A 15,382-nucleotide genomic window follows, 5' to 3' on the forward strand; every position below is an offset into this window, starting at 1 on the left:
GGCAAATCAAGCATTCGCTAACCGTGGCCGTGCAATCTGGGGCCATGGCCAAACCCGAATTGCTCGTCATCGCGACCCAGGATGTGCTTCAGCTTCGCCGCCAATGGCTGGCCGACCTGGCCGCAACGCGCCGCCTCGCGGCTCTCACCGTCGAAGCCTATGAGCGGGATACGCGCCAGTTCCTTGCCTTTCTCACCCGTCATCTGGGCCGTCCGGCGGCACGCGCGGATATTGCCGCGCTGAAACCGGCGGATCTGCGTGCCTTTCTTGCCGCACGCCGTTCATCCGGTGCCGGAGCCCGCACCACAGGGCGCAATCTCGCGGGTCTGCGCGCTTTTCTGCGTTACCTGGAAAAACGTGGTCTTGCCAATGCCGCCGGCGCGAAAGCGGTGCGCGCGCCGCGCCAACCCAGGTCGCTGCCGCGCCCCATCACCGCCTCCGATGCGTTGCGCGTCGTCGACGCGTCCGAACAATTGCACGAGGAACCGTGGATCGCCGCGCGCAATGCGGCTGTCCTGTCGCTCCTCTATGGCTGCGGATTGCGCATTTCGGAGGCACTGGCGCTTGATGGCGAGGATTTGCGTGACCCCTCGCAGACCGGTTTGCGGGTCACGGGCAAGGGTGGCAAGACCCGGCTTGTACCGCTTTTGCCGGCGGTTCTGGACGCAGTCTCCGCCTATCGCGGCCTCTGCCCCTGGGATCTGGCACCCGGAACGCCGCTGTTTCGCGGCGCGCGCGGCGGCAAGCTCAATCCTGCCGTCCTGCAACGCGACATGGCAAGGCTGCGCGCCGCGCTCGATCTGCCCGACAGCGCGACGCCGCATGCGCTTCGCCATTCCTTTGCGACCCACCTTCTGGGCCGTGGCGGAGACCTGCGCGCCATCCAGGAACTGCTCGGCCATGCCAGCCTTTCCACCACGCAGGTCTATACAGGTGTCGATGCCGACCGCCTGCTGGACATCTACGACACGTTCCATCCCCGCGCCTGACGGCGCCCGCCTCTCGGTCAAGCGGTTTTCGACCGAAGCGATTAACCGCATCTTTGCGCTTTGCGGATCAGGATAGGGACCATGAAACATGCCGATCATATTGCCGACACGCTCAGCATCGCCGGAATCCGGCTTCTGGCCATCCTGCATGGATTGCTTTTCGTGGCATTCCTGGCGACGCTTCTGCTGCTTGCGCCAAAGGCCGGGGCGGGCGAACTGCCCGCCTGCAGTGGACAGGATCTCGTCGCCGAACTGCAAGCCCGCGATCCCGGCCGTCTGGCCGCGATTCGCGACAAGGCCGAAGCGACACCCAACGGCAGGGGGTTGCTCTGGAAGGTTGAAAAGCCAGGTGTCGCGCCGTCCTGGCTGTTCGGCACCATGCATCTGACCGATCCGCGCGTCATCGCGCTGACCCCTGCCGCACAGGCCGCTTTCGACCAGGCCGGAACGGTCGTGGTGGAAGCCGTGGATGCACTGGACCCCAAAACCGCCGCCGCCACCATGATGCAGAACCCCGATCTGGTGATGTTCACGGACGGTCGCAAGCTGACAGACCTGCTTGACCCCGAAGAACGCGTGCGCGTGGCCGAAGAACTGGAAGAGCGCGGCATGCCGCTCGTCGCCATCCAGCACATGAAGCCATGGGTCGTGTCGTCGGCTCTCGCATTGCCTGCCTGCGAGATGGCGCGCAAGCAATCGGGAGCACCGTTTCTCGATGCACGCCTCGCCCGGGACGCTAAGGCTGCGGGCAAGACCCTGCTCGGCCTGGAGACGATCGTCTCGCAACTGGAGGCGATGAACTCGCTTCCCATGGAAGTTCATGTCGACGGGCTGGTGGCAACACTGGCACTGGAAGACCGCCTCGATGACATGATCGAGACCATGATCGTTCTCTACAAGCGGGAAGAGGTCGGCATGGTCTGGCCGCTGCTGGAATCCGTGACCCCGCAGCAACCCGGTTCCAACGAAAGCTATGCGGCTTTCGAGAAGGTGATGGTGACCGCGCGAAACCATGGCATGGTCAGCAATGCCAGGCCTGTTCTGGAAAAGGGAAATGCCTTCATCGCGGTGGGCGCCCTGCATTTGCCGGGCGAGGAAGGTGTCGTCGAATTGCTGCGCAAGGCTGGATATGCAGTGACCCGCGCGGAATAAGTTGCAATCCGGCTTTGTGCGCCCTGCCGGCCCCTGCACGATTGCCGCAACCGGCGAACCGCGCTATCTTTCCCTTGCGTCAAGACAATGCAGGAATGCAAGGGAGCAAACCATGAAGACCCTTCTTGCCACTTTCGCCGCAACGGGCCTTGCCCTTTCCGCGGCGCACGCCTGCCCGATGCACAGCGCCGAAGCCCATGACACGATGACGACGGCCAGCATCGCCAGTGACATCACGCCCATGTCCACCCGTACCGACAGCCTTGAGGGCGCCGGCGACGAGACGTCCGTTCTCGGCGACAAGGCCGCCGATCCGGTCGTCGAGGAAGACAAGGCCGACTGATCCGCGGCGCACCGCGAATCCGGCCGCGTAGGCAGGACACGCTAGGTGCAGCTTGCCATGGCCGGTGTGGGTGAACTGCCGCCGCATCGCATTGCGGCGGCCGTGTCATTTCACCGTCAGGAGTGAATCGGCTTGGCGAATGTCGCCATCGCCGCTTCCTTGACCGCTTCCGACATGGTTGGATGGGCGTGGCAGGTGCGGCCCAGATCCTCTGATGCACCGCCGAATTCCATCAGCACCGCCGCCTCGTGGATCATTTCGCCCGCGCCGAAACCCATGATGTGAACGCCGAGCACGCGGTCCGTCTTCGCATCGGCCAGCACCTTCACGAAACCGTCGGTCTGCTGCATGGCGCGCGCGCGGCCATTGGCGGAGAAGTTGAACTTCCCGGCCTTGTACTCGACGCCCGCCTTTTTCAGTTCGTCCTCGGTGCGGCCCACGGAAGCCACTTCCGGCTGCGTGTAGACCACGGACGGGATCACCTCGTAATTCACGTGTCCGTGCTGGCCCGCGATGATCTCGGCCACGGCCACGCCCTCGTCTTCGGCCTTGTGCGCCAGCATCGGCCCGCGAATGACGTCGCCGATGGCATAGACGCCGGGGATCGAGGTCTGGAAGTTCGAATTGACGTCCACGCGGCCGCGCTCGTCCAGCACCACGCCGGCCTCTTCCAGCCCCAGCCCCTCTGTAAACGGCTTGCGCCCGGTCGAGATCAGCACGACATCCGACGCGACCGTCTCAGCGTCGCCACCCTTCACCGGCTCGAACGTCACCTCGGCGCCCTTCTTTGCCCTGGTGACATTGGTCACCTTGGCGCCGAGCTTGAAGGTCAGGCCCTGCTTGGAAAGCACCCGCTGGAACTGCTTGGCGATCTCTGCGTCCATGCCGCCCAGGATCGTGTCGAGATATTCGACCACCGTCACCTTCGCGCCGAGGCGCGCCCAGACCGAGCCCAGTTCGAGGCCGATGACACCGCCGCCCACCACGGTCAGGCTTTCCGGCACCTTGGCAAGCGCAATCGCGCCGGTAGACGAGATGATCGTTTCCTCGTCAATGTCCACCTTGACGCCCGGAATGCCGGCCACATCGGAACCCGTCGCGACGACGATGTTCTTCGTCTCGATTTCCTGCACCTTGCCATCGTTGCCGGTGACCGAAACCTTGCCCTCGCCCAGAACCTTGCCGGTACCGAGGTACGCGTCGATCTTGTTCTTCTTCAGCAGGAACGCGACGCCGTCCACATTGGCTTTGACCACCGCGTCCTTGTGGCCCATCATCTTCTCGAGATTGAGCTTCGGCGCCGGCACCTCGATGCCCAGCGCATCGAAGGAATGGCCAGCTTCGGCGAACATTTCCGAGGCATGCAGCAGCGCCTTGGAAGGAATGCAGCCGACATTCAGGCACGTGCCGCCGTGGGTCGCCCGCTTTTCCACCACCGCGACCTTGAGCCCCAGTTGCGCAGCCTTGATGGCACACACATATCCGCCGGGTCCGGTTCCGATAACGACGACATCATACGCCATGGGTCATGTCCTTCCTGTTTGGTGGCCCGCCGTCTCAGCGACCGCCGGCAATATCGAGGATGGCGCCCGTAACATAGGACGCCCTTTCGGAGAGAAGATAGAGGATGCCATCGGCGATTTCGCCAGCCTGGCCCTCGCGTTTCATGGGCAATCCGCCGCGCACCTGCGCCACGCGGTCGGGCTCACCGCCGGAAGCGTGGATGTCGGTCGCGACGATCCCCGGGCGTACCGCATTGACGCGGATGCCCTCACCGGCCACTTCCAGCGCCAGCCCCTTCGTGAACGTGTCGATGGCGCCCTTCGAGGCGGCATAGTCGACATACCAGCCGGGACTGCCAAGCCGTGCTGCGGCCGAGGAAAGATTGACGATCACGCCGCCCTGGCCGCCATGGGCCGTGGACATGCGTTTCACGGCTTCCCGCGCGCACAGGATGGTTCCGATGACATTGATACGGAACATCCGCTCCAGTCGTGCCGCGCTCATGGTGTCCACGCGCGCCATGCGGTCCACCACGCCGGCATTGTTGACCAGGCCGTCGATCCGGCCCCAGCGCCGGTCCACCGCCTCGAACATGGTCAGGATATCGGCTTCCTTTCCGACATCGCCCGGGACGGCCATTGCCTCGCCACCGCCCTGCACGATCTGCTCGGCCACGAGATCGGCCGCGCGCGCATTGGAAACGTAGTTGACGGCAACCCGCCAGCCCTCCCGCGCAGCGCCCAGCGCCACCGCCGCGCCAATGCCACGCGAACCGCCGGTCACCAGAAGAACCTTTTCCGAACTCATTCCTGGCACCCCGTAAGCAAGAGGATTTCAGCCGGCGGCTCAGGCGGACCGTCATCGCCGAAGGCCGGATGCCGCCAGACGGATGCGGCGAAATTGGGCAGCAGCACCGCTTGCGCGGCCGGTTCGCCGCCCGCCGGCAATTCACCGGGCACGCCTTGCGCATCCACCGCGTGGACCACCGACCTGTAGACGATGCAGGCGGCGAGTTCATCGCCGGTCACATCGCCTTCCGGGCAATTGACCGGAAGCACCATTTCCGGCTGGCCGAAAGCAGCGCCCGGCTGCACATAGGCTGTTACCGGCCCGGCACCACGAAACAGGATGCGGATTTCATGGCTCATCGCCATGGCCCCACCGCCTGCCGTGAAATTGAGCGCCGTTTGCCCGTCGCCGCTTTCATAGACGGCCAGTTCCTGCGGGCAGGCGGCAAGGGCGGGCACCGCGAACGATGCCAATCCGGCCGCCATCAGGACCCGCAGGATCATTGTCCCTCTCCCGCCGTCTTCGATCAAAGGTCGAGGACGAGGCGTTCCGGATCCTCGAGGCTCTCCTTCACGCGGACCAGGAAGGTCACGGCTTCCTTGCCGTCAACGATGCGGTGATCGTAGGACAGCGCCAGATACATCATCGGACGGATGACGATCTGGCCGTTCACGACCATCGGCCGCTCCTGGATCTTGTGCATGCCGAGAATGCCCGATTGCGGCGCATTGAGGATCGGCGTCGACATCAGCGAGCCATAGACGCCGCCATTCGAAATGGTGAAGGTGCCGCCCTGCATGTCCGCCATGGTCAGCGTTCCGTCGCGCCCGGCCTTGCCCAGGCGGCCGATTTCCTTCTCGATCTCGGCAATCGACATCTGGTCGGCATCGCGCACCACCGGCACGACGAGACCCTTGTCGGTGCCGACCGCCACGCCGATATGGCAGAAATTCTTGTAGATGATGTCGGTGCCGTCGATCTCGGCATTGACCGCCGGAATCTCCTTGAGCGCATGCGTCACGGCCTTGGCGAAGAAGCCCATGAAGCCCAGCTTCACGCCGTGCTTCTTCTCGAAGATATCCTTGTATTTCTTGCGCAGTTCCATCGTTGCCGTCATGTCCACCTCGTTGAAGGTGGTCAGCATGGCGGCCGTGTTCTGCGCATCCTTCAGGCGCCGCGCGATGGTCTGGCGCAGGCGGGTCATCTTGACGCGCTCCTCGCGCACTTCATCCTCGCCGGACGACGGCGCCCGCGCGGCGGCCGGGGCGGAAGCCTGGGAAGACCCCGTGCCCTTGTTGATGGCGTCGAGGACGTCGCCCTTGAGCACCTGGCCGCGCTTGCCGGAACCGGAGACCTGCGAGGCGTCAAGCCCCTTCTCGGCCATCAGCTTGGCCGCCGACGGGGCAGCCGGCATGTCGCCGCTGCGCGCGTCTTCCATGCCCCTGGAAACCGTCTGGGAGCCCGACGGCGCCGGCTTCGGCATGTCTTCGGCTTTCGGCTCCTCGGCCTTGGCTGCCGGAGCCGCCGCGCCGCCTTCGCCCTCGGCGATCATGCCGAGCAGGGCGTTGAGTTCCACCGTCTCGCCTTCCTTGGCGGTGATCTCGGTCAGCTTGCCGGCGGCCGGAGCCGGCACTTCGACGGTCACCTTGTCGGTTTCCAGTTCCACCAGCGGTTCATCGGCGGCAACGGCGTCGCCCACCTTCTTGAACCATTGGCCGATGGTCGCCTCGGTCACGGATTCGCCCAGTGTCGGGACGCGGATTTCTGTAGCCATGGGTTTTGTCCTGTTCCTGAACGGTTTGTCTTATTCGCCGAGCGCGTCTTCGAGGAAGCCGGCAAGCTGTTCCAGATGTTTCGACATCAGGCCGGTGGCCGGAGAGGCCGCGGCCGGACGGCCCGTATAGCGCACCCGCTGATGCTTGGCGTCGATATGGGCCAGCACCCATTCCAGATAGGGATCGATGAACGACCAGGCACCCATGTTCTTGGGTTCTTCCTGGCACCACACCATTTCCGCATTGCGGAAGCGCGACAGTTCGTTGATCAGCGCCTTGGCCGGGAACGGATAAAGCTGTTCCACACGCAGCAGGTAGATATCGTCGATGCCGCGCTTCTCACGCTCTTCCAGCAGGTCGAAATAGACCTTGCCGGTACACAGCACGACACGGCGGATCTTGGAATCCTTGACCAGCTTGATCGGTCCGTCCTTGTGCTGCTGGGCATCGTCCCAGAGCAGGCGGTGGAAGGAGCTTTCGCCGCTCATTTCCGGCAATGTCGAGACCGCTCGCTTGTGGCGCAGCAGCGACTTCGGCGTCATCAGGATCAGCGGCTTGCGGAAATCGCGCTTCAGCTGACGGCGCAGGATGTGGAAATAATTGGCCGGCGTGGTGCAATTGGCCACCTGCATGTTGTCCTCGGCGCAAAGCTGAAGCCAGCGTTCAAGGCGGGCGGAGGAGTGCTCCGGCCCCTGGCCCTCGTAGCCATGCGGCAGCAGGCAGACGAGGCCGGACATGCGCAGCCACTTTCGCTCGCCCGACGAGATGAACTGGTCGAACACCACCTGGGCGCCATTGGCGAAGTCGCCGAACTGGGCTTCCCAGAGCGTCAGCGCGTTCGGCTCGGCCAGCGAATAGCCGTATTCGAAGCCCAGCACCGCCTCTTCCGAAAGCATCGAATTGATGACTTCGTAATTGGCCTGGCTCGGACCCAGGTTGTTCAGCGGAATGTAGCGCGTCTCGTCACGCTGGTCGTAGAGCACCGAATGGCGCTGGCTGAACGTGCCGCGCTCGCAGTCCTGGCCGGAAAGGCGAACCGGATTGCCTTCCAGCAGGATGGAGCCGAAGGCAAGCGCTTCCGCCGTCGCCCAGTCGATTCCCTCGCCCGATTCGATCATCGCGGCGCGATTGTCCATGAAGCGCTTGATGGTGCGATGCACCTCGAACCCTTCCGGCACTTCGGCCAGTTTCTTGCCGATTTCCTTGAGCGTCCTGGCCGGCATGGCGGTCTTGCCGCGGCGCTGTTCGTCGGCCGAATCGGCGGTGCGCATGCCCGACCACACGCCGTCCAGCCAGTCTGCCTTGTTCGGCTTGAAGGAATTGCCCGCGTCGAACTCGGCTTCCAGATGGGCCCGCCAGTCGGCCTTCATCTTCTCCACTTCGCCCTCGGTCAGCAGACCCTCCCGGACCAGCTTCTCCGAATAGAGCTGCACCGTCGTCTTGTGCGCGCGGATCTTCTTGTACATCAGCGGCTGGGTGAATGCCGGCTCGTCGCCTTCGTTATGGCCGAAGCGGCGATAGCAGAACATGTCGATGACCACCGGCTTGTGGAAGATCATCCGGAATTCCGTCGCCACCTTGGCGGCGTAGGTCACCGCTTCCGGATCGTCGCCGTTGACGTGGAAGATCGGCGCCTCGATCATCTTCGCCACATCGGAGGGATAGGGCGAGGACCGCGAGAAACGCGGATTCGTGGTGAAGCCGATCTGGTTGTTGATGATGAAATGGATGGTGCCGGCCACGCGGTGGCCACGCAGGGCCGACAGGCCAAGGCATTCAGGCACCACGCCCTGGCCGGCGAAAGCCGCATCGCCATGAAGCAGCAGCGGCAGCACGGCCGCGCGCGCTTCCAGCGGCAGCACTTCCTCGCGCTTGCGGCCGAAATGCTGGTCCTGCTTGGCCCGCGCCTTGCCCATGACAACGGGGTTGACGATTTCCAGGTGCGACGGATTGGCGGTCAGCGACAGGTGCACCTTGTTGCCGTCGAACTCGCGGTCCGAGGAGGCGCCAAGGTGGTATTTCACGTCGCCCGAACCTTCCACGTCATCGGGCGCGAAGGATCCGCCCTTGAATTCGTGAAAAACGGCGCGGTGCGGCTTGCCCATCACCTGGGTCAGCACGTTGAGGCGGCCGCGATGGGCCATGCCGAGCACGATTTCCTTCATGCCCATGTTGCCGCCGCGCTTGATGATCTGTTCGAGCGCCGGGATCAGCGCCTCGCCGCCGTCGAGGCCGAACCGCTTGGTGCCCTTGTACTTGACGTCGATGAACTGCTCGAAACCCTCGGCCTCGATCAGCTTCTGCAGGATCGCCTTCTTGCCGTTCTCCGTGAAGGCAACGCCCTTGTCCGGCCCCTCGATGCGCTCCTGGATCCAGGCCTTCTCCTCCGGGTTGGAGATATGCATGAACTCCACGCCCATCGTCGAGCAATAGGTGCGCTTGAGGATGTCGAGCATCTCGTTGATGGTGGCGAATTCCAGCCCCAGCACATGATCGATGAAGATCGGCCGGTCGAAATCGTCGGGCGAGAAACCATAGGCTTCCGGCGACAGCTCGTTATAGTCTTCCTTCAGACCGGCAATGCCGAGCGGGTCGAGATTGGCATGCAGGTGCCCGCGCATGCGGTAGGCACGGATCATCATGATGGCGCGCACCGAATCGCGCGCGGCCTTGGCCACGTCCTCCGCGCTCATGCCCGTTGCGCCCGTTGCCGCGGCCGCCTTTTCCTTCAGCTTCGCGGTCATGTGGCCCTCGACCTGGCCCCAGTCGCCGTCCAGCGCCGAGACCAGTTCGCCATTGGCGGCGATCGGCCAGTTGTCGCGCTTCCAGGAGGCGCCGCGCGCATTCTTGCGCACATCCTCGGCATCGTCCTGAAGCTGCGCGAAGAAGTCGCGCCACTGCTGGTCCACCGACGACGGGTTGTCCTGGTAGCGGGCGTAAAGCTCGTCGATATAGGCGGCATTGCCGCCGTAGAGGAACGAGGTCTGTTCGAAAATGTCGTTGGCCTGGTCGTTTCGTGCCATCAGCGCTTCCGGACATCCTGTCCGGCACCTTGGTGATCGCGGGCGGCGCCTTGGCCGGCGCGTCCCTGCCCGCATGTTTCCCTCCGGGGATGGCCAAAGGCCGGACCCGGGTCCGGCCTCTCGCCTTGTCGGTCAGGGCCTCATTCGCCCTTGAGCACTTTCACCAGCGTGCTGCCGAGCTGCGCCGGCGAAGGCGACACGCGGATGCCGGCGGCTTCCATGGCCGCGATCTTGTCTTCGGCGCCGCCCTTGCCGCCGGAAATCACCGCGCCGGCATGGCCCATCGTGCGTCCGGGCGGCGCTGTACGGCCCGCGATGAAGCCGGCCATCGGCTTCTTGCGGCCCTTCTTCGCCTGCTCCGTCAGCCACTCGGCCGCTTCTTCCTCGGCCGAACCGCCGATCTCGCCGATCATGATGATCGACTCGGTCTCCGGATCGTCGAGGAACAGGTCGAGCACGTCGATGAACTCGGTGCCCTTGACCGGATCGCCGCCGATGCCGACCGCGGTCGACTGGCCGAGGCCCGCATTGGTGGTCTGGAACACGGCCTCATAGGTCAGCGTGCCCGAGCGCGACAGGATGCCCACCGAACCCTTCTTGAAGATGTTGCCCGGCATGATGCCGATCTTGCACGCGTCCGGCGTCAGCACGCCCGGGCAGTTCGGGCCGATCAGGCGCGAGGACGACTTGTCGAGGACGGCTTTCACCTTGACCATGTCCTGAACCGGGATGCCCTCGGTGATGCAGACGATCAGCGGGATTTCGGCCTCGATCGCCTCGATGATCGCCGCGGCGGCCCCTGCCGGCGGCACGTAGACCACCGATGCGTCCGCGCCGGTCGCCGCCTTGCCTTCCGCGACGGAGGCGAAGATCGGCAATTGCTCGCCGTCCTTGCCGGACCAGGTCTCGCCACCCTTCTTCGGGTGGATGCCGCCGACCATCTTGGTGCCGTGATAGGCAAGCGCCTGTTCGGTGTGGAACGTGCCGGTCTTGCCGGTCAGGCCCTGAACCAGAACCTTCGTGTCCTTGTTGATGAGGATCGACATGGGGTATCAGGCTCCCTTCACAGCCGCGACGATCTTCTGCGCCGCGTCGTCCAGATCGTCGGCCGCAATGACATTGAGGCCGGATTCGTTGATGATCTGCTTGCCCAGATCCACATTGGTGCCTTCGAGGCGCACCACCAGCGGCACCTGCAGGCCCACTTCCTTGACGGCGGCGACCACGCCCTCGGCGATGACGTCGCATTTCATGATGCCGCCGAAGATGTTGACCAGGATGCCCTTCACATTCGGATCCGCGGTGATGATCTTGAACGCGGCCGTGACCTTTTCCTTCGACGCGCCGCCGCCGACATCCAGGAAGTTCGCCGGCTCCGCGCCGTAGAGCTTGATGATGTCCATGGTCGCCATCGCAAGGCCGGCACCATTGACCATGCAGCCGATATTGCCGTCCAGCGCCACATAGGCGAGGTCATACTTGGAGGCCTCGATTTCCTTCTCGTCCTCTTCCGTCTTGTCGCGCAGGGCGAGGATGTCGTCGTGGCGGAAGAGCGCGTTGTTGTCGAAGGAGACCTTGGCGTCGAGCACACGCAGATGCCCGTCGGTCATGACGATCAGCGGATTGACCTCCAGCAGGCTCATGTCCTTCTCGGTATAGGCCGTGTAGAGGATCGGGAACAGCTTCATGCCGTCCTCGCGCGCCGCGCCGTCGAGCTTCAGCGCATCGCACAGCGCGGCCGCATCGGCCTCCGTCACGCCCGCGTCCGGGTCGATCGCCACCGTGACGATCTTCTCCGGCGTCTCCTCGGCAACCGCCTCGATGTCCATGCCGCCCTCGGTGGACACGACGAAGGCGTTGCGGCCGACCGTGCGGTCGACGAGGATGGAGAGGTACAGCTCGCGGTCGATATCCGCACCGTCCTCGATATAGAGGCGGTTGACCTGCTTGCCGGCCGGGCCGGTCTGCTTGGTTACCAGCGTGTTGCCAAGCATCTCGTTGGCATTGGCGACCACCTCTTCCACCGACCTGGCAAGGCGGACGCCGCCCTTGGCGTCGCTCGGCAATTCCTTGAACTTGCCCTTGCCGCGGCCGCCGGCGTGAATCTGCGACTTGACCACGAAGAGCGGACCCGGCAGCGCCTTGGCGGCGGCTTCAGCCTCGGAAGCCTCGAAAATGGCCACGCCGTCGGCGACGGGCGCACCATAGCCTTTCAGGACCTGCTTGGCCTGATACTCATGAATGTTCATGGAAACCCTCTCCTCAGTCCTTCAGCTGCGGTGCGATGTTCTGGCAGGCCTCGCAAAGGCCGGCGACCGCACTGACCGAAGTCTCGAACATCTTCTCTTCGCTCTTGGTGAATTCCAGCTCGACGACGCGCTCCACGCCGTCCGCGCCAATCACCACCGGCACGCCGACATACATGTCCTTCACGCCATATTCGCCGTTCAGATGGGCGGCGCAGGGCAGCACGCGCTTCTTGTCCTTCAGGTAGGATTCGGCCATGGCAACGGCGGAAGCGGCCGGCGCGTAATAGGCCGAGCCCGTCTTCAGCAGCGCCACGATTTCGCCGCCGCCCTTTCGGGTGCGCTCGACGATGGCATCCAGCTTCTCCTTCGAGGTCCAGCCCATCTTGATGAGATCGGGCAGCGGAATGCCGGCCACGGTCGAATAGCGCGTCATCGGCACCATGTCGTCGCCATGGCCGCCCAGCGTCATCGCCGACACGTCTTCCACCGACACGCCGAATTCCTCGGCCAGGAAATAGCGGAAGCGCGCGGAGTCCAGCACGCCGGCCATGCCCACCACCTTGTTCTTCGGCAGGCCGGAGAACTTCTGCAAGGCCCAGACCATCGCGTCCAGCGGGTTGGTGATGCAGATGACGAAGGCGTTCGGGGCGTATTTCTTGATGCCGGCGCCCACCTGCTCCATGACCTTCAGGTTGATGCCCAGCAGATCGTCGCGGCTCATGCCCGGCTTGCGCGGCACGCCGGCGGTGACGATGCACACATCGGCGCCCTTGATGGCGGCATAGTCGTTCGCGCCGGTGAAGCTGGCATCGAAGCCGTCGACCGGGGAGGATTCGGCGATGTCGAGGCCTTTGCCCTGCGGGACTCCTTCGGCGATGTCGAACAGAACGACGTCGCCCAGTTCCTTCAGGCCGATCAGATGGGCGAGCGTGCCGCCGATCATGCCGGAGCCGATCAGCGCGATCTTGTTGCGTGCCATGTGCTAGTTTTCCCTTTGCTGCGCCCGCGGGAAAGGCCCGCCATGAGCCTGAGAAACGGGCAGGAATGGTTCAGCGGCCGGACATGCCAAAGCATCCGGTTTGCCGGAGTTCGCATAGACTCGGCCCGCCTTTTTTTCAACCGATTCTTTGGTTGCCAGCAAAATCAATCGGTTGAATTAATCTATTCTTACGTAAAAGTAAGAATTTTCCAGAAGGCAAAACCACTTTCATGCCCGGCGGCCGATCTGCACCACCGTTCCCGGTGCCTGTTTGCAACCCTTCCACGTCTGCCACCTGCCGTCCACCCTTGGCCATGCCATGCTTTCGGCCAAGCTTTCACGGCGCTTCGGCCATGGCTGCGGCAAGCGGATTGGCTAGCCCTTGTCGTGGTCGCGCGTATGCGTGATCCATTCCGCGCTCTGCATCTCGATCAGCCGCGAGGCCGTGCGGTCGAATTCGAACAGCTCCGTGCCATGCGTTCCCTTGTAGAGGTCCGTCGGCCCGGCTTCGGCCGACAGGATCAGGCGGACCCGCCGGTCATAAAGCGTGTCGATCATCAGGATGAAACGCTTGGCCTCGTTGCGCGTCTCGTTGCCCATCACCGGCACGCCATCCAGCACGATGGCGTCAAAACGGTCGGCAATGGCCAGGAAGTCGCGCGCGCCCATTGGCTTGACGCAAAGGTCGTGAAAGGAAAAGCGCGCCGCCCGGCCCGCCGCGCGCGCCACGTGAATGGCGCGCCCTTTCAGTTCGATCGACACGGACTGTTCGGGCATGCCGCCGGTCAGCCGCGCCCAGGCCTTGTCCATCGCCGCATCCGCTTCCGGCCCCAGCGGGGTGACATAAACCGGCAGCCGGTCGAGTTCGCGCAGCCGGTAGTCGATCTCGACATCCACGTTCATCACGTCCGTATGGCGCTCGAGAATGTCGATGAAAGGCGTGAAGAGAGACCGGTTGAGACCGTCCTTGTACAGGTTCCCTGGCGCGACATTGGATGTTGCCACGAGCACCACGCCCTCGGCAAAAAGCGCGGAGAACAGCCGGCTGAGGATCATTGCGTCGGCAATGTCGGTCACGGTGAACTCATCGAAACAGATCAGCCAGCTTTCCGCCGCGATGTCGCTGGCCACCGGCGGGATCGGATCGTCGCCACGCGCCGTGCCGGCCTTGACCGCTGCCCGGTGCCGGCCGATGCGGTCATGCACATCGGCCATGAAGTCGTTGAAATGGGCGCGCCGCTTGCGCCGTGCCGGCGCATGCTCGAAGAACATGTCCATCAGCATGGTTTTGCCCCGGCCGACACCGCCATGAAGATAGAGGCCGCGCACCGGCTCGCGCTTCGGCTTGCGCTTGGCGAACATCCAGCCCAGTGCCGAGGATTTGCGCTGCAGCCGCTTTTCCGCCATCTCGCCGATCAGCCGGTCCAGGCGCATGGCGATATGGCGCTGTTCCGGGTCGGCCTGCAGCTTTCCCGAGCGCGCCAGATGATCGTACCGTTCAAGGACGGACTGGTGGGTGGGTGGCGATTGCGGTACAGCCATGCGCAAGCGGGCCTGTGGGATGACGTCGGACGTGCCGCCGGACCCTGGCCGGACCGTCAGCGGAAGACGGAGACCGCTTGGCCCGAACTGGTCGTGCCGTCAAGCTTTTCGTCGCCGGACTTGTAAAGCCGGGCCACCGTATCGCCGCTCTCGTTGTAGAGCACCACCTGCGAACCCTTCACGTCCCAGCCGCGCACACTGGCCATGTCTCCGGCGCAGCCGCGCGTACCGCCGCGTGAACCGCTGCCATACTTGGTCAGCGTCAGGAACATCTGGCAGCTCGTTCCCCCGCTCGTCGTGGTCCAGCTCCCCACCATCGCGTTCTTCGTCAACGGCTGGGCACCGGCAGGCGGCTGGGACGGCTGCGTCAGGTCGGTGGCCGCCACCTCCGTCTCGCCGGTTTCGGTGCCGGGTGCCACGGGAAATTGCGACGGGTCGTTGGCCTGGGGCTGCGAAGGCGGCGGCAACTGGCCCTGTGTCACCGGTGCCACCGGCGCCGGCGTCAACGGTGCGGGCTGCGTGTTCAGGCGGCCCAGGCGCTCGCTCTGGCAGGCCGAAAGGCCCAGCGCGCATATGCCGAGCGAGGCCATTGCCCAGTGCTTCATCCCCATCTTGCAAACCCTCTATTCATCGCGCGACCATGTTTCGCGCCCTGACTGCACCCAGAAAACGGCACTTTGGCGGCATGTTCAACCATTCAGGGTTAATAATGTGTTGTTGCGCCTCCGGAAAGCCCGCCAAGTCGGTTTCCCGGCATGCCTGGAACCTCGCCGCGCCTCCCGCATTGAGACAATCGAGGGCCGGCCTTGCCGGAAAAAGTCAACCGGAGTCATTTCCATGATCAAATGGATCATCATTCTTCTCATCGTCGCAGCCGTAGCCTCGCTTCTGGGTCTCAACACGCTTTCGGGCGTCGCCATGACCGGGGCGAAGATCCTCATCGGTGTGCTGCTCGTCCTGTTCCTGCTGGTGCTGCTCGGCATTGTCGCCATCGCCTGACCGGCAAGGCGGGCCAGCCGCGCCGCTCTGGACGGTCCA

Annotated in this window: 15 protein-coding genes; 4 read left to right on the forward strand and 11 right to left on the reverse strand. The window is 64.1% G+C overall.

Annotation, left to right across the window (positions count from 1 at the left end):
* Positions 1 to 44: 44 nt before the first annotated feature.
* The 3 genes from R3D65_RS18205 (at position 45) to R3D65_RS18215 (ending at position 2,484) form a co-directional block, all read left to right on the forward strand.
* Positions 45 to 989, forward strand: coding sequence for a tyrosine recombinase XerC (locus tag R3D65_RS18205; protein ID WP_371276698.1), 945 nt, complete (start codon positions 45 to 47; stop codon positions 987 to 989).
* 81 nt (positions 990 to 1,070) lie between these two features.
* Positions 1,071 to 2,141 (forward strand): TraB/GumN family protein, encoded by a 1,071-nt coding sequence (locus tag R3D65_RS18210; RefSeq protein ID WP_371276699.1) that lies wholly within the window; start codon positions 1,071 to 1,073, stop codon positions 2,139 to 2,141.
* Between the two features lie 112 nt (positions 2,142 to 2,253).
* Complete coding sequence (locus tag R3D65_RS18215; RefSeq protein WP_371276700.1) at positions 2,254 to 2,484, forward strand: hypothetical protein; 231 nt, start codon at positions 2,254 to 2,256, stop codon at positions 2,482 to 2,484.
* Positions 2,485 to 2,600: 116 nt separating this feature from the next.
* On the opposite strand, the gene lpdA is transcribed toward R3D65_RS18215, so the two are convergent.
* The 11 genes from lpdA to R3D65_RS18270 form a co-directional block, all read right to left on the reverse strand.
* A complete protein-coding gene (gene lpdA / locus R3D65_RS18220; RefSeq protein ID WP_371276701.1) occupies positions 2,601 to 4,007 on the reverse strand; it encodes a dihydrolipoyl dehydrogenase in 1,407 nt (468 codons plus the stop codon).
* 34 nt (positions 4,008 to 4,041) lie between these two features.
* On the reverse strand, positions 4,042 to 4,794 hold the full coding sequence (locus R3D65_RS18225; protein WP_371276702.1) for an SDR family oxidoreductase: 753 nt from the start codon (positions 4,792 to 4,794) through the stop codon (positions 4,042 to 4,044).
* Positions 4,791 to 5,279 carry a hypothetical protein gene (locus tag R3D65_RS18230; RefSeq protein ID WP_371276703.1) on the reverse strand — a complete coding sequence of 163 codons (489 nt, stop codon included), beginning with the start codon at positions 5,277 to 5,279 and terminating at the stop codon, positions 4,791 to 4,793. The genes R3D65_RS18225 and R3D65_RS18230 overlap by 4 nt, the downstream gene beginning before the upstream one ends.
* Before the next feature lie 23 nt (positions 5,280 to 5,302).
* Complete coding sequence (gene odhB / locus R3D65_RS18235) at positions 5,303 to 6,550, reverse strand: 2-oxoglutarate dehydrogenase complex dihydrolipoyllysine-residue succinyltransferase (RefSeq protein WP_371276704.1); 1,248 nt, start codon at positions 6,548 to 6,550, stop codon at positions 5,303 to 5,305.
* 30 nt (positions 6,551 to 6,580) lie between these two features.
* On the reverse strand, positions 6,581 to 9,574 hold the full coding sequence (locus R3D65_RS18240) for a 2-oxoglutarate dehydrogenase E1 component (protein ID WP_371276705.1): 2,994 nt from the start codon (positions 9,572 to 9,574) through the stop codon (positions 6,581 to 6,583).
* Positions 9,575 to 9,714: 140 nt separating this feature from the next.
* Complete coding sequence (gene sucD, locus R3D65_RS18245) at positions 9,715 to 10,620, reverse strand: succinate--CoA ligase subunit alpha (protein WP_371276707.1); 906 nt, start codon at positions 10,618 to 10,620, stop codon at positions 9,715 to 9,717.
* A 6-nt stretch (positions 10,621 to 10,626) separates the two neighbouring features.
* A complete protein-coding gene (sucC, locus tag R3D65_RS18250) occupies positions 10,627 to 11,823 on the reverse strand; it encodes an ADP-forming succinate--CoA ligase subunit beta (protein WP_371276708.1) in 1,197 nt (398 codons plus the stop codon).
* Between the two features lie 13 nt (positions 11,824 to 11,836).
* Entirely contained in the window at positions 11,837 to 12,802 is a 966-nt protein-coding gene (gene mdh, locus R3D65_RS18255; protein ID WP_371276709.1) for a malate dehydrogenase, read from the reverse strand.
* A gap of 136 nt (positions 12,803 to 12,938) precedes the next feature.
* Positions 12,939 to 13,118 carry a hypothetical protein gene (locus R3D65_RS18260; RefSeq protein ID WP_371276710.1) on the reverse strand — a complete coding sequence of 60 codons (180 nt, stop codon included), beginning with the start codon at positions 13,116 to 13,118 and terminating at the stop codon, positions 12,939 to 12,941.
* Between the two features lie 59 nt (positions 13,119 to 13,177).
* A complete protein-coding gene (zapE, locus tag R3D65_RS18265) occupies positions 13,178 to 14,344 on the reverse strand; it encodes a cell division protein ZapE (RefSeq protein WP_371276711.1) in 1,167 nt (388 codons plus the stop codon).
* A gap of 56 nt (positions 14,345 to 14,400) precedes the next feature.
* Complete coding sequence (locus tag R3D65_RS18270) at positions 14,401 to 14,949, reverse strand: AprI/Inh family metalloprotease inhibitor (protein ID WP_371276712.1); 549 nt, start codon at positions 14,947 to 14,949, stop codon at positions 14,401 to 14,403.
* Between the two features lie 232 nt (positions 14,950 to 15,181).
* Between R3D65_RS18270 and R3D65_RS18275 the strand changes: the two genes are divergently transcribed.
* On the forward strand, positions 15,182 to 15,343 hold the full coding sequence (locus tag R3D65_RS18275; RefSeq protein ID WP_371276714.1) for a DUF1328 family protein: 162 nt from the start codon (positions 15,182 to 15,184) through the stop codon (positions 15,341 to 15,343).
* Positions 15,344 to 15,382: the final 39 nt, after the last annotated feature.

Source organism: Zhengella sp., assembly GCF_041397485.1.
Taxonomy (GTDB): Bacteria; Pseudomonadota; Alphaproteobacteria; order Rhizobiales; family Rhizobiaceae; genus Zhengella.